Source organism: Inmirania thermothiophila (genome assembly GCF_003751635.1).
GTDB lineage: Bacteria > Pseudomonadota > Gammaproteobacteria > DSM-100275 > DSM-100275 > Inmirania > Inmirania thermothiophila.
Map to the genome: position 1 here is coordinate 942514 of NZ_RJVI01000002.1, position 18728 is coordinate 961241.

An 18728-nucleotide genomic window follows, 5' to 3' on the forward strand; every position below is an offset into this window, starting at 1 on the left:
GGACCCCGCCGACGCACCTACTGTAGCCCGCATCACGGGGAGCGGAAAGCACCGGACATGGACGCACTGGACCCTTCGGACCCGGAGATCGCGCGGCTGCTCGGCTTCCGCCATCACGACCCCTTCCGCATCCTCGGCCGCCACTACGCGGGCACCGGCGAGGTGGCGGTACGCGCGCTGATCCCGGACGCCGAGGAGGTGGCGGTGGTGGACGGGCCGACCCTCGGCCGGGTGGCGGGGACGGCGCTGTTCGCCTGGCAGGGCCCGGCGCGGGCGGTGCCGCCCCGCTACCGCCTGCGCTGGCGTGCGGGCGGGCGCTGGCACGAGGCCTGGGACCCGTACTGCTTCCCGCCCCAGATCCCGGACTTCGACCTCCACCTCTTCGGCGAGGGCCGCCACTGGCACGCCTGGCGCTTCCTCGGCGCCAACCCCTGGGAGGCCGACGGCGTCCCCGGCGTCCTCTTCGGCGTCTGGGCCCCCAACGCCGAGCGCGTGAGCGTGGTGGGCGACTTCAACGGCTGGGACGGGCGGCGCCACCCCATGCGCTCGCGCGGCGGCTCCGGGGTGTGGGAGCTGTTCCTGCCCGGGATCCCGGCCGGCAGCCACTACAAGTTCGAGCTCCGCACCCGCGCAGGCCACATCCTCCTCAAGTCCGACCCCTACGGGCGCTGGTTCGAGCCGAGGCCGGGCACGGCGGCCCGCGTCCCCGCCGCGCCCGCCCATGCCTGGGGCGATGCCGAGTGGATGGCGCAGCGCGCCCGCGCGCCCTGGCTGCACCGCCCCATGAGCATCTACGAGGTGCATCTGGGCTCGTGGCGGCGCGCCCCCGACGGCGGCTTCCTCGGCTACCGCGAGCTCGCGGAACGGCTGGCCGACCACGTCGAGACCCTGGGCTTCACCCACGTGGAGCTGCTGCCCGTCACCGAGCACCCGCTGGACGCCTCCTGGGGCTACCAGACCACCGGCTTCTTCGCCCCCACCTCCCGCTTCGGCACGCCCGACGACTTCCGCGCCTTCGTCGACCACCTCCACCGGCGCGGCATCGGCGTCCTCCTGGACTGGGTGCCCGGGCACTTCCCGCGCAACGAGGACAGCCTCGCCCGCTTCGACGGCACGCCCCTCTACGAGCACCCGGACCCGCGCCGCGGCGAGCACCCGGACTGGGGCACCCTGGTCTTCGACTACGGCCGCAACGAGGTGCGCAACTTCCTCCTCGCCAGCGCGCTGTACTGGCTCGAGGAGTTCCACCTCGACGGGCTGCGCGTCGACGCCGTCGCCTCCATGCTCTATCTCGACTACTCGCGCCGCGACGGCGAGTGGCTGCCCAACGTCTACGGCGGGCGGGAGAACCTCGAGGCCATCGCGTTCCTGCGCGAGCTCAACCGCGTCGTCCACGAGCGCTGCCCGGGGGCGGTGGTGATCGCCGAGGAATCCACCGCCTGGCCCATGGTCTCGCGCCCCACCTGGCTCGGGGGGCTGGGCTTCTCCATGAAGTGGAACCTGGGCTGGATGCACGACACCCTGGACTACTTCGGCCACGACCCGATCCACCGCAAGTACCACCACGACCGCCTCACCTTCGGCCTGCTCTACGCCTTCAGCGAGAACTTCGTGCTGCCCCTCTCCCACGACGAGGTGGTCCACGGCAAGGGCTCGCTGATCGCGCGCATGCCGGGCGACGCCTGGCAGCGCATGGCCAACCTGCGCCTGCTCTACACCTGGATGTGGACCCACCCGGGCAAGAAGCTCCTCTTCATGGGGGGGGAGTTCGCCCAGGAGCGGGAGTGGAACCACGACGCCGAGCTGGACTGGCCCCTCTGCGACGACCCCGCGCGGCAGGGGGTCATGCGCCTCGTCGCCGACCTCAACGCCCTGCACCGCAGCCGCACGCCCCTGCACCGCTACGACTTCGAGGCCCAGGGCTTCGAGTGGATCGACTGCCATGACGCCGACCAGTCGGTGCTGAGCTTCCTGCGGCGCGACGGCGAGCGCTTCGTGGTGGTGGTGCTCAACTTCACGCCGGTGCCGCGCCACGGCTACCGCCTCGGCGTCCCCCACGCCGGCCGCTACCGCGAGATCCTCAACTCCGACTCCGCCCTCTACGGCGGCAGCAACCTCGGCAACGCCGGCGCCGTGGAGGCCGAGCCGGTGCCCTGGATGGGCCGGCCGGCCTCGCTGGTGCTGACGCTGCCCCCGCTCGCGGGCCTCGTCCTGGAGCCGGAGGCGGACGCCTGACACGGCGCCCGCCCCCGGCCTCACAGGATGTAGCCGCGCTCGTCGTGGAGGGCGAGGTCGAGCCCCTCGAGCTCCTGCTCCTCGCTCACGCGCAGGCCGACGACCCGGTCCAGCCCCTTGAGGATGACGAGGCTCGCCACCGCGGTGTAGGCGATGGTGGCCGCGACCCCCAGGGCCTGCACCGCCACCTGCTCGCCGATGCCCGCGACGCCTTCGCCGAGGCCGGCCCCGCCCAGCGCCGGGGCCGCGAAGACGCCGGTGAGGAGCGCGCCGATGAGGCCGCCCACGCCGTGGACGCCGAAGCAGTCGAGGGCGTCGTCGTAGCCCAGGGCGCGCTTGAGGCGGGTGGCGGCGTAGAAGCAGCCGAGGCCCGCGGCGACACCGATGGCCAGCGCCCCCATGGGCCCCGCCGTGCCCGCCGCCGGCGTGATCGCCACCAGGCCCGCCACCGCTCCGGAGGCGATGCCGAGCACGCTGGGCTTGCCGTGGCTCACCCACTCGGCGGACATCCAGGCGAGCGCCGCCGCCGCCGTGGCCAGCTGCGTCACCGCCATCGCCATCCCCGCGGTGCCGTCGGCGGCCAGGGCCGAGCCGGCGTTGAAGCCGAACCAGCCCACCCACAGCAGCGACGCCCCCGTCACCGTCAGGGTCAGGTTGTGGGGCGGCATCGGCGTCGCCGGATAGCCCCGGCGCGGCCCCAGCACGAGGGCCGCCACCAGGCCGGCCACGCCGGCGTTGACGTGGACCACGGTGCCGCCGGCGAAGTCGAGGACGCCCCGCCCCGCGAGCCATCCGCCCTCGCCCCAGACCCAGTGCGCCACCGGGGCGTAGACGAGGCTCAGCCACAGCCCCGTGAACCAGAGCAGGGCGGAGAAGCGCATCCGCTCGGCGAAGGCGCCGACGATGAGCGCCGGCGTGATCACGGCGAAGGTCATCTGGAAGGTCATGAACACCGACTCGGGGATGGTCCCGCTGAGAGCCTCCGGGGTGAGGCCCCGCAGGAAGGCCTTGGCGAGCCCGCCCCAGAACGCGCCCTCGCCGCCGAAGGCGACGCTGTAGCCGTACAGGGCCCACAGCACCGAGGCCAGCGCGGTGATGGCGAAGCACTGCATCATCACCGACAGCACGTTGCGCGCGCGCACCATGCCGGCGTAGAAGAGGGCCAGCCCCGGGATCGTCATCAGCAGCACCAGCGCGGTGGCGGTGAGCATCCAGGCCGTGTCGCCCGGTGCGAGCTCCGCGGCCGGCGCAGGCCCCGAAGCCAGCAGCGCCGCCGCACCGAGCAGCCGCCGCCGCACCCCCCCGCGGTGCAGGGGCATCGCCCCGCCCCGTCCGCGTCCCTCAGAGCGCCTCATGGCCGGCCTCCCCGGTGCGGATCCGCACCGCCTGCTCCAGCGGCAGCACGAAGATCTTGCCGTCGCCGATCTTGCCCGTGCGCGCCGCGCGCACGATGGTCTCCACCACCTGCTCCACGAGCCCGTCCTCCACCGCGACGTCGAGGCGGACCTTGGGCAGGAAGTCGATGACGTACTCGGCGCCGCGGTAGAGCTCGGTGTGCCCCTTCTGGCGGCCGAAGCCCTTGACCTCGGTGACGGTGACCCCGCGCACGCCCACCTCGGCCAGCGCCTCGCGCACCTCGTCCAGCTTGAACGGCTTGATGATGGCGGTGACGAGCTTCATGACCCCGCTCCCATGTTGGACCCGCCCCCTGCCCTGCAGGCGGCGTGCCAGGTCGCGAAGCCGTTGCAGGACCGCACCGTGCACCGGCCGGCACGGCGCCGGCGCACCAGGCTGGCGCGGGGTGCACCGCTACGGTGCGAGGGGCAGCAGGGTCAGGCGGGCCCCCTCGAAGCCGTAGCCGGCGCCGGTGTCGATGAACCAGACGTTGGCGATGCGGGCCACATCGTCGAAGACGGTGTGGCCGCAGTAGACCCGGACCACGTCGGGGACGGGCTCGGTGCACAGGCCGCGGGCGCGCTGGCGGCTCCACAGCGCGAACTGGCGCAGCTCCGCGTCCTCCGCAAGGCGTGCCGTGAACTCCGCCCAGGGCATACCGCAGGGCACGTCGGCGTGGACGATGCCCACCAGCCCGGCGTCGGTCTCCACCTCCAGGGCGAGGGGAAGGCGGGCGAAGATCTCCACGAAGCGCTCGCGGGTGGGCGGGTCCACGCCCAGCCACCAGTCGCCGCCGTTGACCCCCACCCACCAGGAGAGGTCGTCGACGTTGTGCACCGCGGTGTGCACGAACTCGTCGTGGTTGCCGCGGCAGGCGTGGAACCAGGGCCTCGCGAGCCAGTCGAGGGCCTCGCGGGAGGCGGGGCCGCGGTCCACCAGGTCGCCGACGCAGAAGAGGCGGTCGCGCGCCGGATCGAAGCGCACCTGCGCGAGCGCCCGCTCCAGCATCCGGTACTCGCCGTGGATGTCGCCGCAGACGAAGTCCCGGCCCTCGGTGTTGCGGCTGTAGTGCTCGACCACCTGCCCCGCGATCCCCCAGCTCGACCCCTACAAGGTAGGGCGCCGGCCGGCCCCTGTACAGGGCCGCGCTTGACCCCAGGCGCCGCGCCCTCTACAACGGGGGCGTGGAGGAACCCGTCCCGCCGCAGGCCCTCGTGCAGGCGCTGGCCAAGGCCCGGCGCATCGCCGTCCTCACCGGCGCCGGCGTCTCCGCCGAGAGCGGCGTGCCCACCTTCCGCGACGCCGCCACCGGCCTCTGGGCCCGGTACGACCCCCACGAGCTGGCCACCCCCGAGGCCTTCGCCCGCGACCCCGCGCTGGTCTGGGACTGGTACGCCTGGCGGCACGCCCTCGTCGCCCGCGCCGAGCCCAACGCCGCCCACCGCGCCCTCGCCCTCGCGGAGGCCCAGTCCGAGCACTTCACGCTGGTGACGCAGAACGTCGACGGGCTGCACCGCCGCGCCGGCAGCCGCCGCCTCGTGGAGCTGCACGGCACCCTCACCCGCGCCCGCTGCACCGGCTGCGCCGCCCGCTACCCCTTCCCCCCGCCGCCGCACCCGCCGCACTGCCCCCGCTGCGACGCGCTGCTGCGCCCGGACGTGGTGTGGTTCGGCGAGGCGGTGCCCGCCGAGGCCCTCGACACCGCCCGCGCGGCGGCCGCCTCGTGCGAGGTCCTGCTGGTGGTGGGTACCTCGGCACGGGTGGAGCCGGCCGCCTCCCTCGCGCGGGTGGCGCTCGCCGCGGGCGCCGTGGTGGCGGAGATCAACCCGGAGGCGACCCCCCTCAGCGCGCACGCCCACCACGTGCTCCGCGGCCCCGCCGCCGGGGTGCTCCCGCGCCTGATCGCCGCCGCCTTCCCCGGGCTCGCCCCCGCCCTCGAGGACGACGCGGCGCGGCTGCGCCGCCTCATCGACCTCATGGCACGGCTCCGCGACCCGGAGCGGGGCTGCCCCTGGGACCGCGCCCAGACCTTCGCCACCATCGCCCCCTACACCATCGAGGAGGCCTACGAGGTCGCCGACGCCATCGCCCGCGGCGACCTCGGGGCCCTGCGCGAGGAGCTGGGCGACCTCCTCTTCCAGGTGGTCTTCCACGCCCGCATGGCGGAGGAGCAGGGCGCCTTCGACCTGCGCGCCGTCATCGACGGGCTGGTGGCCAAGATGCGCCGCCGCCACCCCCACGTCTTCGGCGACGCGTCGGTGGACGACGCCGCGGCGCAGAGCCGCCACTGGGAGGCCATCAAGGCCGCCGAGCGGGGCGCGGCGGACAGCGCCCTCGACGGCATCGCCCTCGCCCTGCCGGCGCTGGTGCGGGCGGCCAAGGTGCAGCGGCGCGCGGCCCGCGTCGGCTTCGACTGGGACGCGCCGGAGGCGGTGCTGGAGAAGGTGCGCGAGGAGACGGCGGAGCTCGCCGCCGAGCTCGCCGCCCGCGACCGCGCCCGGCTCGCCGACGAGCTCGGCGACCTCCTCTTCGCCGCCGTCAACCTCGCCCGCCACCTGGGGGTGGACGCCGAGGACGCCCTGCGCCGCGCCACCGCCCGCTTCGAGGCCCGCTTCCGGACCATGGAACGCCTCGCCGCGGCGCGCGGGACGGCCCTCGCCGCGCTCGATGCCGAGGCCCTCGAGGCCCTGTGGGCGGAGGCCAAGGCGGCCGAGGCCGCCAGGTCATAACCCATGCTTATGCTAGAATTGAACGGCTTGGGGCGCGGCAGCGGAAGGCCCGCCCCCCACCCCGCCGCCGCGGCTCCCCCCGGGAGGCGGCGGCGTTCGCGTTGCGGAGGAGCCCATGCCCGAGGACCTGCGTGAAGCCGCCCTGCACTACCACCGCTCGCCGACCGCCGGCAAGATCGAGGTCACGCCCACCAAGCCCCTGTCGAACCAGCGCGACCTGGCGCTGGCCTACTCGCCGGGCGTGGCCGCGGCCTGCGAGGCCATCGTCGCCGACCCCGCCGAGGCCGGGCGCGTCACCTCGCGCGCCAACCTGGTCGCGGTGGTCACCAACGGCACCGCGGTGCTGGGGCTCGGGGCCATCGGGCCGCTGGCGGCGAAGCCGGTGATGGAGGGCAAGGGGGTCCTGTTCAAGAAGTTCGCCGGCATCGACGTCTTCGACATCGAGATCGACGAGCGCGACCCCGAGCGCTTCGTGGAGATCGTCGCCAGCCTCGAGCCCACCTTCGGCGGCATCAACCTCGAGGACATCAAGGCCCCCGAGTGCTTCGAGATCGAGCGCAGGCTGCGCGAGCGCATGCGCATCCCGGTCTTCCACGACGACCAGCACGGCACCGCCATCATCGTCGCCGCCGCGGTGTTGAACGCCCTGCGCGTGGTGGAGAAGCGCATCGAGGAGGTGCGGCTGGTGGCCTCGGGCGCGGGGGCGGCGGGGCTCGCCTGCCTCGACCTGCTGGTGAGCCTGGGCCTGCGGCGCGAGCACGTCATCGTCTGCGACCGCCACGGCGTCATCCACCGCGGCCGCGAGGCCGACATGGACCCGCGCAAGGCCGAGTACGCCGCCGACACCGAGGCCCGCACCCTCGGCGAGGCCATCGTCGGCGCCGACATCTTCCTCGGCCTCTCCGCCCCCGGGGTGCTGACGCAGGAGATGGTGGCACGGATGGCCGAGCGCCCGATCATCCTCGCCCTGGCCAACCCCGTGCCGGAGATCCTGCCCGAGGAGGCCAAGGCGGTGCGCCCCGACGCCATCATCGCCACCGGGCGCTCCGACTACCCCAACCAGGTCAACAACGTCCTCTGCTTCCCCTTCATCTTCCGCGGCGCGCTGGACGTCGGCGCCACCACCATCAACGAGGCGATGAAGATCGCCTGCGTCAAGGCCATCGCCAACCTGGCCCTGGCCGAGCCCTCCGACATCGTGGTCGCCGCCTACGGCGGGCAGAGCCTGCGCTTCGGCCCCGACTACCTCATCCCCAAGCCCTTCGACCCGCGCCTGATCGTGGAGATCGCGCCGGCGGTGGCGCGCGCCGCCATGGAGACGGGGGTGGCGACCCGCCCCATCGAGGACTTCCGCGCCTACCGCGAGCGGCTGCAGCAGTTCGTCTTCAAGTCCGGGCTGGTGATGAAGCCCATCTTCGAGTGCGCCAAGCAGGATCCCAAGCGCATCGCCTTCGCCGAGGGCGAGGAGCCGCGCGTGCTGCAGGCGGTGAGCCAGATCGTCGCCGAGGGGCTGGCGCGCCCGATCCTCATCGGCCGCCCGAGCGTGATCCGCAGCCGCATCGAGCAGCTGGGGCTGCGCCTGGTGGAGGGCGAGCACTACGAGCTCGTCAACATCCTCGACCACCCCGAGTACAAGTCGTACTGGCAGCAGTACCACCGCATCATGGAGCGGCGCGGGGTCTCGCCCGACTACGCGCGCAAGATCGTGCGCACGCGCCAGACCGTGATCGCCGCCCTGATGGTCCTGCGCGGGGCCGCCGACGCCCTCATCTGCGGCACCACCGGCCGCTTCCACCGCCACCTCAAGCACGTCATCGACGTCCTCGGGCGGCGCCCCGGGGTGCGGCAGGTGGCCACCATGAACGTGCTCGTGCTCAAGCAGGGCACGTTCTTCATCGCCGACACCTACGTCAACGCCGACCCCGACGCCGAGGAGATCGCCGAGATCACCATGCTCGCCGCCGAGGAGGTGCAGCGCTTCGGCATCCATCCGAAGGTGGCGCTGCTGTCGCACTCCAACTTCGGCACCTCCGAGGCGCCCTCGGCGCAGAAGATGCGCGAGGCGCTCAAGATCCTCATGCGCCGCGCCCCGCACCTGGAGGTGGAGGGCGAGATGCACGCCGACGCCGCCCTCAGCGAGGCCATCCGCGCCCGCATCTTCCCCAACTCGCGCCTGCACGGCACCGCCAACCTGCTCATCATGCCCACGGTGGATGCCGCCAACATCGCCTACAACCTGCTCAAGGTCCTCGGCGACGGGGTGGCCATCGGCCCGATCCTGCTCGGCTGCGCCCACCCGGCGCACGTGCTCACGCCCTCGGCCACGGTGCGCCGCATCGTCAACGCCGCCGCCCTCGCGGTGGTGGACGCCCAGCTCCACGGCAGCGAGCGCGCCCTGGTCGCGGTGTGAGCCGGCGTCCGATCCATCGCGGCCGCGTCGTCGACCTCGGCATCGAGGAGGCGGTGCTGCCGGACGGGCGGCGCATCGCGCTCGAAGTGGTGCACCACCCGGGCGGCGCGGCGGCGGTGGCGCTGGAGGCCGGGCGCGTGTGCCTGCTGCGCCAGTACCGCCACGCCGCCGGGGGCTGGCTCTGGGAGCTGCCGGCGGGCAAGATCGACCGCGGTGAGGACCCGCTCGAGACCGCTCGCCGCGAGCTCGCCGAGGAGGCGGGCGTCGAGGCGGCGCGGTGGACGCCGGTGGCCTCGTTCCTGACCACGCCCGGCTTCTGCGACGAGGTGATCCACGTCTTCCGCGCCGAGGGGCTGCGGCGGGTGGGCACCGCCCACGAGCGGCACGAGTGCATCGAGGTGCACTGGGTGGATGCCGGCGAGGCCCTCGCTTGGTGCCGCGACGGCACCATCCGCGACGCCAAGACCCTGATCGGCCTGCTGCTCGCGCTCGCCCCCCCGGCAGGTAGAATCCCGCCACAGCGCGGAGGAAGGAGGAGCCCATGAGCGATTCCGTGCGACCCCTCTGGACCCCCTCGCCGGAGCGCATCGAGCGCGCCAACCTGACCCGCTTCATGCGCTTCGTGCGCGAGCGCCACGGCGTCGAGGCCGCCGACTACGACAGCCTCTGGGCGTGGTCCGTGAGCGACCTTGCGGCCTTCTGGGAGAGCGTGTGGCACTTCGTGGGCATCCGCGCCCATACCCCCTACCACGCGGTGCTGGAAGATCCGCGGATGCCGGGGGCGCGGTGGTTCCGCGGCGCCACCCTCAACTTCGCCGAGAACCTGCTCTCGCGCCGCGACGACACACCGGCGCTCATCGCCGCCGACGAGCGCGGCGGCGAGCCCGTCACCCTGACCTATGCCGAGCTGCACCGGCAGGTGGCGCGCCTCGCCCGCTTCCTGCGCGAGGCCGGCGTCGGGCCGGGTGACCGCGTCGCCGCCTTCATGCCCAACCGCCCCGAGACCGTGATCGGCATGCTCGCCGCCACCAGCCTCGGCGCCATCTGGTCCTCCTGCAGCCCCGACTTCGGCTTCCGCGGCGTCATGGACCGCTTCGGCCAGATCGAGCCCAAGGTCCTCATCGCCACCGACGGCTACTTCTACAACGGCCGCCGCTTCGACACCCTGGAGCGGGTGGCCCACGTGGCGCGGGAGATCCCGGCCATCGAGCGCGTGGTGGTGGTGCCCTACCTCTCGGAGGCCCCCGATCTCGGCGGGATCCGCGGCGCCGTGCCGTGGGCCGAGGCGCTCGCCGGCGACGCCGAGGAGATCGAGTTCGCGGCCCTGCCCTTCGACCACCCGGTCTACATCCTCTACTCCTCCGGCACCACCGGCGCGCCCAAGTGCATCGTCCACGGCGCCGGCGGCACCCTCATCCAGCACGCCAAGGAGCTCATCCTCCACACCGACCTGCGCCCCGGCGAGCGCATCCTCTACTTCACCACCTGCGGCTGGATGATGTGGAACTGGCTGGTGAGCGCGCTCTTCGTGGGTGCCACCGTGGTCCTCTACGAGGGCAGCCCCTCGCACCCGGACCTCGGCGTGCTCTGGCGGCTCGCCGAGCGGCTCGGCCTCGACGTCCTCGGCACCAGCCCCAAGTTCCTCTCCGCGGTGGAGAAGGCGGGCCTCGTCCCGGGGCGCGACTTCGACCTCTCGCGCCTGCGCGCCCTGCTCTCCACCGGCTCGCCCCTCGCCCCCGAGCAGTTCGAGTGGGTCTACGGCAACGTCAAGGCCGACCTGCAGCTCGCCTCCATCTCCGGCGGCACCGACATCGTCTCCTGCTTCATGCTGGGCTCGCCCATAAGCCCCGTCTACGCCGGCGAGATCCAGAAGCGCGGTCTCGGCATGCGCGTGGAGGCCTGGGACGAGACCGGCCGTCCCGTCATCGGCGAGAAGGGCGAGCTGGTCTGCACCGCCCCCTTCCCCTCCATGCCGGTGGGCTTCTGGAACGACCCCGACGGCGAGCGCTACCGCGACGCCTACTTCCGCCACTTCCCCGGCGTGTGGCGCCACGGCGACTACATCGAGATCACCCCGCGCGGCGGCGTCATCGTCTACGGCCGCTCCGACGCCACCCTCAACCCGGGCGGGGTGCGCATCGGCACCGCCGAGATCTACCGCGTCGTGGAGGGGCTGGACGAGGTGGTGGACTCGCTGGTCATCGGCCAGCCCTGGGACAACGACGTGCGCGTGGTGCTGTTCGTGGTCCTGCGCGAGGGGCTGACCCTGGACGAGGCGCTCGCGCGGCGCATCCGCGACGAGATCCGCCGCAACGCCACGCCGCGGCACGTCCCCGCGCGCATCCTCCAGATCCCCGACGTGCCCCGCACCATCAGCGGCAAGAAGGTGGAGCTCGCCGCCACCCGCGTCATCCAGGGCGAGCCGGTGACCAACCGCGACGCCCTCGCCAACCCCGAGGCGCTGGACGCCATCGCCGCCCTGCGCGAGGCGCTGGCGCGCTAGGACCGCGCGCCCCGGGCCTCAGTCCGGGTCGTGGACGATGGGCTCGCCGAGGTCCCGCAGGCGGAAGAGGCGGAAGGCGCGCTCACCGTTGTAGTCGAGCACGCGCAGGTCGTCGCTCTCGCGCAGGTCGTTGACCACCACCTGGAAGTGCCCGCCGTAGCGCGCCCTCGCCTCCTCCAGGGGGATGGGATAGGCGATGAACTTCTCCACCCCCTTGGCGCGCAGCTTCTCCAGCAGCGAGGGGTCGGTGAGGCTGGCGTGGGAGGTGAGGATCACCAGGGGGCCGCTGCCGGTCATGAGGAGATAGGCACGCATGACCCTGCCTCCATGGGACGCCTGCCCTGAGGATAGCCGCTGCGCGGCCGCGCCGCCTCAGCCCCGCCCCAGGAACCAGGGCAGGAGCCCGTGGCCCGGGTCGAAGACCCGCCCCGGGTGCGCGAGCAGGTCCTCGTCGTAGCGCGTGTTGCCGTCGGGGGCGATGCCCTCGCCGCAGGCGGCGAAGGGCACGGGCCCCGCGGCGTGGGTGCGCAGGCGCACCGGGGTCGGGTGGTCGGGCAGGGCCAGCGCGCGCCACGGCCCGCCCCGCGCCTCCAGATGCGCCAGCAGCGGCCCCAGGAGCCGCCGGTCCAGATCCTCGATGGCCTGCACCTTGAGGTCGGCGCGACCGGCATGCCCGGCCTCGTCCGGCGCCTCCAGGTGGACGCAGACGAGATCGTGCCGATCCAGGGCCGCCATCGCCGCCGCGGCCTTGCCCTCGTAGTCGGTGTCGATCCACCCGGTGGCGCCCGGCACCTCCACCACCTCCATCCCCAGGTGCAGGGCGATGCCCTTGAGCAGATCCACCGCCGAGATCATGGCGCCCGTGACCCCGAAGCGCTCGGCGAGCGGCGCAAGGCGCGGCCTGCGCCCCTGCCCCCAGAGCCAGATGCCGTCCGCGGCCGCCTCCCCCCGCGCGCGCCGGCGGCGGTTGACGGGGTGGTCGGCGAGGATCGCCCGCGCCGCCTCCATCAGCCCCCGCAGCCGCTCCGCCCCGGGCCCCGTCGGCAGGTGCGGCGCGAGCGCCCGGCCCATGATGTCGTGCGGCGGCACGCAGCGCACGGCATCACTCCCGCCGGCCCAGACCATCAGGTGGCGGTAGCCGACGCCGGCGTGGAAGCGGATGCCGTCGCCGCCGAGGCGGCGGTCCAGGTCGGCGACGATCTCCGCCGCCTCGGCGCTGCCGATGTGCCCGGCGGAGAAGTCGCCCATGACGGTGCCCTCCCCCGCGAGGCTGACCAGGTTGCAGCGAAAGGCGACGTCGCCGGGTCCGAGGGCGACCCCCATCGCCGCCGCCTCCAGCGGGCTGCGGCCGGTGTAGCCCTCGCGCACGTCGCAACCCAGCAGCCCGAGGTTGGCGACGTCGCTGCCGGGCTCGAAGCCCTCCGGAGTCAGGCGCGCCGCGCCCCCCACCCCCGCGCGTACCATGCGGTCGAGGTGCGGCGTGCACGCGGCCGCGAGCGGGGTGCGCCCGCCGAGGGCGGCGACGGGCTCGTCGCTCATGCCGTCGCCGACGACGATCAGGTACTTCACCGGGGACCTCCGGGAGCGGACCGGGGGCCGATCATACCCCGGCGGCGGCGTCGGCGCAGCGGCAGGCGAGCCGGTAGAGGATCCCGGCGGTGGCCCCCCAGATGAAGTGCCGCGGGTGGGGCAGGACGCGGAAGGTGCGCCGCCGGCCCGCCACCTCGCGCCGCTCCAGGCGGTAGGCGGCGGGATCGAGGACCTGCGCCAGCGGCACCTCGAAGACCTCCGCCACCTCGAAGGGGTCGGGCCGCGGCACGAAACCGCCGTCCACCAGCGCCAGCACCGGCGTGATGGCGAAGCCCGTCACGGTCTCGTAGCGCTCCAGGCGCCCGAGGATCTCCACCGCCCCCGGGGCGAGCCCGATCTCCTCCTCGCTCTCGCGCAGGGCGGTGGCCTCCGGGTGCGGATCGCCGGGTTCGCAGCGCCCCCCCGGCAGGCTCACCTGGCCGGCGTGGTCGTGGAGATGGTCGGTGCGGCGGGTGAGGAGGACGGTGGGCGCAGGCCGGCGGAGCACGGGCACCAGCACCGCCGCCGCCACCGCCGGGGCGCGCGGCGCCAGCCCCGGATCGAGGCGATGGTCGCCGCCGGCCTCGCCGGGCGGCCCGGCAACGGCACGGCGCAGGCGGCAGATGAGCGTGTCGGTCTCCATCCTCGGTCCCGGCCCGCCCGCGGCGGGCCGGGCCATTGTACCGCGGCCGCCGCCGGCCGCCCTGACCCGGGTCAGGAGAAGATCGTGCCCCTGGGTGCGCCGAGGCGGGCGAGGATCCGCGCCAGCGGGCAGAAGCGGGTGAAGGCCGCCTGCAGCAGGTTCGCCCCCACGAAGGCCGTGAACCACAGCCAGCGCGGGTCGTGCAGCTGCGCGAGGGCCAGGCTTGCGAGGATGAAGAGGCCCGCGAAGGCCAGCACCAGTCGATCCACCGTCATGGCTTCGTCCTCCCGTGCGGTCGCAGGGGCGGTACTTTAGCATCCGATGATATTCTGATCCACGCCTGCGGCCCTGTAGCGTCTGGGCAACGGCCGTGGACGTCGGCGCATCGGGGCAACGCTGGTCTTGCAATTGTTGTATAGGGGTCAAAACTGCGTTTTGGTCCGGTCGTTCCGGAACGTCTCCGGCGGCCGGGGAGGGGCCCCCGCCACCACCCCGGGGCAGAAGAGGGTGGGGCTTTCCGTCGAGACACCCGAGAGAGGAAGGAGAGCACCATGACGCGAGGCAGCCGTTCCTTCGTCGCCACCGCGAGCGCCGCCGGCACCCTGGCCGCCGCCCTCGCCGCGGCCCCGGCCGCGGCCGTCGAGTTCCAGGTGCCGGGCACCAGCACCAAGCTCGACCTCGGCGGCTACGTCAAGCTCGACATCATCTACAACGACGTCACCGCCGGCGAGGACTCGCAGGCCAACATCGAGTTCACGCCCTCGGCCATCCCCATCGACGGCAAGGAGGAGGGCACCGACCAGATCCAGTTCAACGGCCGCGAGAGCCGGGTCTGGATCAAGACCTCCACCCCCACCGACAAGGGCCCCCTCAACAGCCACCTGGAGTTCGACTTCGACACCGCCGAGGGCAACCAGGTGGTGTCCAACTCGCGCGGGGCGCGCATCCGCCACGCCTACTTCACCTGGAACAACATCCTCATGGGGCGCACCTGGTCGACGGTGATGATCCTGCCGGCGCTGCCCGAGACCAACGACTTCGGCGGCCCCGCCGGCGACAGCTTCGTGCGCCAGGGCCAGGTGCGGCTCACCTTCCCCTTCGAGGGCGGCAGCTTCCAGCTCGCCTTCGAGAACCCGGAGTCGTTCCTCTTCGACGCCTCCGGCGGCAGCTTCATGGTCGTGGACGACGACCAGATCCCCGACATCATCGGCCGCGTCAATCAACTGGAACCGCGCCTGGGGCACCGTCTCGGTGCTGGGCGTCTTCCGGCAGCTGCGTAACGAGGGGACCAAGGACGAGACCGAGACCGCCTTCTGGGGCGCCGTGGGCGGGCGCATCAATGTGGGCGGGGGCAAGGACAACCTCCGCTTCGAGATCAACGGCGGCGACGGCATCGGCCGCTACGCCAGCCTCGCCCTCTCCCCCGACGCCGTGCTGCGGGCCGACGGCACCCTGAGCGCGGTCTCGTCGGTGCAGGGCTTCGTCGCCTATCAGCACTGGTGGACGCCGACGGTGCGCTCCAACCTGGTCTACGGCATCGCCGACATCGACCAGGAGACGGGCCTCGCCGACACCGAGGAGGAGACGGTGCAGTCGGTGCACCTGAACCTGATGTGGAGCCCGCAGAAGAACGTGCGCTACGGCATCGAGTACCTCTACGGCAAGCGCGAGCTCTTCAACGGCGACGAGGGCGAGCTCAACCGCCTGCAGTTCTCCGGCCGCTACGTCTTCTGAGCGCGCCGGCGGACCGCCGCCGCCCGGGGGGAGGGGGCGACCCCTCCCCCCTTTTCGTGGCATCCTCGCGCCGACGCCGGCGCGGATCGGGCAGCATGCACTGGATCTATCTCCACGGCTTCGCCTCGGGGCCCGCCACCACCAAGGGGACCTTCCTGCGCACGCGCCTCGCCGCGTGCGGCATCGACCTCGAGACCCCCGACCTCAACCTCCCCCGCTTCGAGACCCTGACCCTCACGGCCCAGGTGGAGGCGGTGCGCGGGCGCATCGCCGCCGCCCCGGGGCCCGTGGCCCTCGTCGGCTCCAGCATGGGGGGGTACGTGGCCGCCCTCGTCGCCGACGACGAGCCGCGCGTCGCCGCCCTCGCCCTCCTCGCCCCCGCCTTCCGCTTCCTCGAGCGCTACCTCGCCCACATCGGCGAAGCGGCCCACGACGCATGGCGGCGCCGCGGCTGGATGGAGGTGGCGCACTACGCCCGGGGCGGCCGGCACCGCCTCCACTACGGGCTCGTCGAGGACGCCCGCCGCCACCCCGCCGAGCCCGGCCGCCGGACCCTGCCGGCGCTGGTGGTGCACGGCATCCGCGACGAGGTGGTCCCTTGGAGCGACAGCGTCCGCTACCTGGAGCGCAATCCGCAGGCGGAGCTGCTGCTGCTCGCCGCCGACCACGCCCTCACCGACCGCCTCGAGACCCTCTGGCGCGCGCTGCGGGCGTGGGGCGCCGCGCTGGATCCGCGCCTCGGGCGCAGGGAGGCGGCGCCTCAGAGCCCGGGGCAGCGGCCTGCGAGGTAGCGGCGGAAGTCCTCGCCCAGCTCCGGGTGGCGCAGCCCGTACTCCACCGTCGCCTCGAGATAGCCCAGCTTGCTGCCGCAGTCGTAGCGCCGGCCGCGGTAGCGGTAGGCGAAGACGGGCTCGTGATGGAGGAGCTCGGCGATGGCGTCGGTGAGCTGGATCTCGCCGCCGGCGCCGCGCTCGGTGTGCTCGAGCAGGTCGAGGATCCGCGGCGTCAGCACGTAGCGCCCCACCACCGCGAGGTTGGAGGGCGCCACCTCCGGGTGCGGCTTCTCGACGATGCCCCGGATGCGCACCAACGCCCCCTCGCCCCCTTCGGGCTTGACCACCCCGTACTTGTGGGTCTCCTCGGGGTCCACCTCCTCCACCGCGAGGATGCTCGCCCCCTCGCGCTCGAAGGCCTCCACCATCTGCGCCAGCACGGGACGGTCGCCGCCGTCGATGAGGTCGTCGGCGAGGATCACCGCGAAGGGCTCCTCGCCCACCACCTGGCGGGCGCACAGCACCGCGTGGCCGAGGCCCAGGGCCTCGGGCTGGCGCACGTAGACGCAGCTCACCCCCGCCGGGACGATGCGGCGCACCTGCTCGAGCAGCGCGTGCTTGCCGCGCCGCTCCAGCTCCACCTCCAGCTCGAAGTTCTTGTCGAAGTGGTCCTCGATGGCGCGCTTGGCGGAGCTGGTGACGAAGATCAGCTCGCTGATGCCGGCGGCCACCGCCTCCTCGGCGGCGTACTGGATCAGCGGCTTGTCCACCACCGGCAGCATCTCCTTGGGGCTCGCCTTGGTGGCGGGCAGGAACCGGGTGCCGAGCCCGGCGACCGGAAAGACGGCCTTGCGTACCTTCACCTTGGGCTTCCTCCTCCGTCGGGTGCGTGGACCGGGCCCGAAATGGGGGCCGGCGGCGCCGCCTTCAAGCCGCGGGCGGTGCGCCTCAGCGCAGGCGCAGCACCACCCCCTCGAGCCCCTGCTCGCCGGCGAGCCGCCGCTGCAGGGCCTTCGCCTCGTCCTCGCCGAGCTCCGGCCCGACGCGGACCCGGTAGGCGGTCTCCCCGCCCGCCTCCGCCTCCTCGATGAAGGCGGTGAAGCCGGCCTTGCGCAGCCGATCGCGCAGGGCGACGGCGTTGTCGCGGCGGCCGAAGCTGCCCACCTGCACCACCCAGGCCTCGGCGGGCGGGATGGCGCGGGCCGCCTCGGCGGCCTCACGCGCCTGCGGCGGCACCGGCACCTGCGGGGCCGGCTCGGGCTGGCGCGGCGGCACCGCCGCCACCTGCGGCGGCGCCACGGGCTCGGGGGCGCGGTCGAGGGCCGGGGGGATCTCGGGCCGCGGCGGGATCGCCGCCTCGGGCAGCGCGCCGCCGCCGCGCTCCAGGATCATGGGGACGAAGATCACCGCCAGGGCCACCAGGACCACGGCCCCGACCAGGCGCTGCTGCATCCGGTCGCTCACGCGCCCAAGGTTACGGCGCCGCCCCCACCAGCGGCAAGGCGGCGCCGACGGTGAGGAAGGAGCCGGTCACCACCACCCGCCCCTGTGCCGGCACCGCCGCGCGCGCCGCCGCAAGGGCCGCCCCCACATCGGGCCAGGCCGCCACCACCGCCCCCGGGGCCGCGCCCCGCACCGCCCGCGCCAGATCCTCCGCGCTGCGCCCGCGCGCCCCCGGCAGCGGGATCGTGTGCCAGGCGTCCACCACCGGCGCCAGCGCCGCCACCGTCGCCGCGGCGTCCTTGTCCGCGAGCATCCCGAGGACCGCCGCCGTCGGCCGCCTGCAGGCCGCGAGCCAGGCCGCAAGGGCCGCCGCGGCCGCCGGGTTGTGGGCCACGTCCAGGACGAGCTCGGGCGTCCCCGGCACCACCTGCAGCCGCCCCGCCAGACGCACCCGCACAAGCCCCTCGGCGAAGGCCGCGGCCGGTGCGGCGAGATGCGTGCGCAGCAGCTCGAAGGCCATGCGCGCGCAGGCGGCGTTGGCGAGCTGGTGCGCGCCGGGGAGCGCCGGCGCGGGCAGGCGCTCGTCCACCCCGTCGCAGCGGAAGCGCCAGCCGCCGCCCGCCGCCTCCCAGCGGTAGTCCCTGCCCGCCACGCGGATCGCCGCCCCGAGCCGGGCCGCCGCCTCGAGAACGCTGCGCGGCGGCGCCGCCTCGCCCACCACCGCCGGGCGCCCCGGGCGCAGGATCCCCGCCTTCTCGGCGCCGATGGCCTCGCGGTCGGGCCCCAGCCACTCGGTGTGGTCGAGGGCGACCTGGGTGATCACGGCCACGTCCGGGTCGACGGCGTTGACCGCGTCCAGCCGCCCGCCGAGCCCCACCTCCAGCACCGCCGCCTCGATCCCGGCCTCGGCGAAGAGGACCAGCGCGGCAAGGGTGGCGAACTCGAAGTAGGTGAGGGGGATGTCGCCGCGGGCGGCCTCGACGCGGGCGAAGGCCTCGCACAGGGCCTCGTCGCCGGCCTCGGCACCGCCGATGCGCACCCGCTCGTTGAAGCGCACGAGATGGGGCGAGGTGTAGGCCCCGACACGGCGCCCGGCGGCGAGGCAGGCCGCCTCCAGCAGGGCCACCACCGAGCCCTTGCCGTTGGTCCCCGCCACCGTCACCACCGGCCACGGCGCCCCCTGCCAGCCGAGCCGCGCGAGCACGGCCCGCACCCGCTCGAGGCCGAGCTCCATGGCCCTGGGGTGGGCCCGCCCGATGCGATCGAGCCACCCGGCGAGATCGGCGGCCACGGC

Annotated in this window: 18 protein-coding genes and 1 pseudogene; 9 read left to right on the forward strand and 10 right to left on the reverse strand. The window is 74.1% G+C overall.

What is annotated here, in order from left to right; translation table 11 throughout:
• Window positions 1-57: 57 nt before the first annotated feature.
• A complete protein-coding gene (gene glgB / locus EDC57_RS10065) occupies window positions 58-2235 on the forward strand; it encodes a 1,4-alpha-glucan branching protein GlgB (protein WP_123401715.1) in 2178 nt (725 codons plus the stop codon).
• A 20-nt stretch (window positions 2236-2255) separates the two neighbouring features.
• On the opposite strand, the gene EDC57_RS10070 is transcribed toward glgB, so the two are convergent.
• From EDC57_RS10070 to EDC57_RS10080, 3 genes are all read right to left on the reverse strand, one after another.
• A complete protein-coding gene (locus EDC57_RS10070; protein ID WP_123401716.1) occupies window positions 2256-3554 on the reverse strand; it encodes an ammonium transporter in 1299 nt (432 codons plus the stop codon).
• A 22-nt stretch (window positions 3555-3576) separates the two neighbouring features.
• Complete coding sequence (locus EDC57_RS10075) at window positions 3577-3915, reverse strand: P-II family nitrogen regulator (protein WP_123401717.1); 339 nt, start codon at window positions 3913-3915, stop codon at window positions 3577-3579.
• 129 nt (window positions 3916-4044) lie between these two features.
• On the reverse strand, window positions 4045-4710 hold the full coding sequence (locus EDC57_RS10080) for a metallophosphoesterase (protein ID WP_245995226.1): 666 nt from the start codon (window positions 4708-4710) through the stop codon (window positions 4045-4047).
• 134 nt (window positions 4711-4844) lie between these two features.
• On the opposite strand from EDC57_RS10080, the pseudogene EDC57_RS10085 reads away from it, so the two are divergent.
• The 5 genes and pseudogenes from EDC57_RS10085 to EDC57_RS10105 form a co-directional block, all read left to right on the forward strand.
• A pseudogene (locus tag EDC57_RS10085) lies at window positions 4845-5528 on the forward strand (NAD-dependent deacylase); the annotation flags it as partial.
• 57 nt (window positions 5529-5585) lie between these two features.
• The gene (gene mazG / locus EDC57_RS10090; protein WP_211331980.1) at window positions 5586-6359 is read left to right on the forward strand and encodes a nucleoside triphosphate pyrophosphohydrolase; all 774 of its coding nucleotides are present in this window, start codon (window positions 5586-5588) and stop codon (window positions 6357-6359) included.
• 115 nt (window positions 6360-6474) lie between these two features.
• The gene (locus tag EDC57_RS10095; protein ID WP_123401718.1) at window positions 6475-8769 is read left to right on the forward strand and encodes an NADP-dependent malic enzyme; all 2295 of its coding nucleotides are present in this window, start codon (window positions 6475-6477) and stop codon (window positions 8767-8769) included.
• A complete protein-coding gene (locus EDC57_RS10100) occupies window positions 8766-9314 on the forward strand; it encodes an NUDIX hydrolase (RefSeq protein WP_123401719.1) in 549 nt (182 codons plus the stop codon). Before EDC57_RS10095 ends, EDC57_RS10100 begins: the two co-directional genes overlap by 4 nt.
• Window positions 9311-11272 (forward strand): acetoacetate--CoA ligase, encoded by a 1962-nt coding sequence (locus EDC57_RS10105; protein ID WP_123401720.1) that lies wholly within the window; start codon window positions 9311-9313, stop codon window positions 11270-11272. Before EDC57_RS10100 ends, EDC57_RS10105 begins: the two co-directional genes overlap by 4 nt.
• 18 nt (window positions 11273-11290) lie before the next feature.
• Here the strand turns inward: EDC57_RS10105 and EDC57_RS10110 are convergent, their stop codons facing one another.
• From EDC57_RS10110 to EDC57_RS10125, 4 genes are all read right to left on the reverse strand, one after another.
• The gene (locus tag EDC57_RS10110) at window positions 11291-11587 is read right to left on the reverse strand and encodes a cytosolic protein (RefSeq protein WP_123401721.1); all 297 of its coding nucleotides are present in this window, start codon (window positions 11585-11587) and stop codon (window positions 11291-11293) included.
• 57 nt (window positions 11588-11644) lie between these two features.
• Window positions 11645-12841, reverse strand: coding sequence for a cofactor-independent phosphoglycerate mutase (locus EDC57_RS10115; protein WP_123401722.1), 1197 nt, complete (start codon window positions 12839-12841; stop codon window positions 11645-11647).
• 31 nt (window positions 12842-12872) lie between these two features.
• On the reverse strand, window positions 12873-13484 hold the full coding sequence (locus EDC57_RS10120; protein ID WP_123401723.1) for a CoA pyrophosphatase: 612 nt from the start codon (window positions 13482-13484) through the stop codon (window positions 12873-12875).
• A 71-nt stretch (window positions 13485-13555) separates the two neighbouring features.
• On the reverse strand, window positions 13556-13759 hold the full coding sequence (locus EDC57_RS10125) for a YgaP family membrane protein (RefSeq protein WP_123401724.1): 204 nt from the start codon (window positions 13757-13759) through the stop codon (window positions 13556-13558).
• A gap of 276 nt (window positions 13760-14035) precedes the next feature.
• Here EDC57_RS10125 and EDC57_RS10130 point away from each other — a divergent pair, with 276 nt between their 5' ends.
• The 3 genes from EDC57_RS10130 to EDC57_RS10140 all read left to right on the forward strand — a co-directional run bounded on the left by EDC57_RS10130 (window position 14036) and on the right by EDC57_RS10140 (window position 16009).
• Complete coding sequence (locus EDC57_RS10130) at window positions 14036-14764, forward strand: DcaP family trimeric outer membrane transporter (RefSeq protein WP_123401725.1); 729 nt, start codon at window positions 14036-14038, stop codon at window positions 14762-14764.
• Window positions 14736-15218, forward strand: a complete 483-nt coding sequence (locus EDC57_RS10135; RefSeq protein ID WP_123401726.1) for a DcaP family trimeric outer membrane transporter — start codon at window positions 14736-14738, stop codon at window positions 15216-15218. The genes EDC57_RS10130 and EDC57_RS10135 overlap by 29 nt, the downstream gene beginning before the upstream one ends.
• Before the next feature lie 95 nt (window positions 15219-15313).
• Entirely contained in the window at window positions 15314-16009 is a 696-nt protein-coding gene (locus EDC57_RS10140) for a YqiA/YcfP family alpha/beta fold hydrolase (protein WP_123401727.1), read from the forward strand.
• On the opposite strand, the gene galU is transcribed toward EDC57_RS10140, so the two are convergent.
• The 3 genes from galU to folC all read right to left on the reverse strand — a co-directional run bounded on the left by galU (window position 15979) and on the right by folC (window position 18725).
• Window positions 15979-16854, reverse strand: a complete 876-nt coding sequence (galU, locus tag EDC57_RS10145) for a UTP--glucose-1-phosphate uridylyltransferase GalU (RefSeq protein ID WP_123401728.1) — start codon at window positions 16852-16854, stop codon at window positions 15979-15981. The genes EDC57_RS10140 and galU overlap by 31 nt on opposite strands.
• Before the next feature lie 85 nt (window positions 16855-16939).
• Window positions 16940-17443, reverse strand: coding sequence for an SPOR domain-containing protein (locus tag EDC57_RS10150; RefSeq protein ID WP_123401729.1), 504 nt, complete (start codon window positions 17441-17443; stop codon window positions 16940-16942).
• A gap of 22 nt (window positions 17444-17465) precedes the next feature.
• Complete coding sequence (gene folC, locus EDC57_RS10155) at window positions 17466-18725, reverse strand: bifunctional tetrahydrofolate synthase/dihydrofolate synthase (protein ID WP_123401730.1); 1260 nt, start codon at window positions 18723-18725, stop codon at window positions 17466-17468.
• Between the last annotated feature and the right edge of the window lie 3 nt (window positions 18726-18728).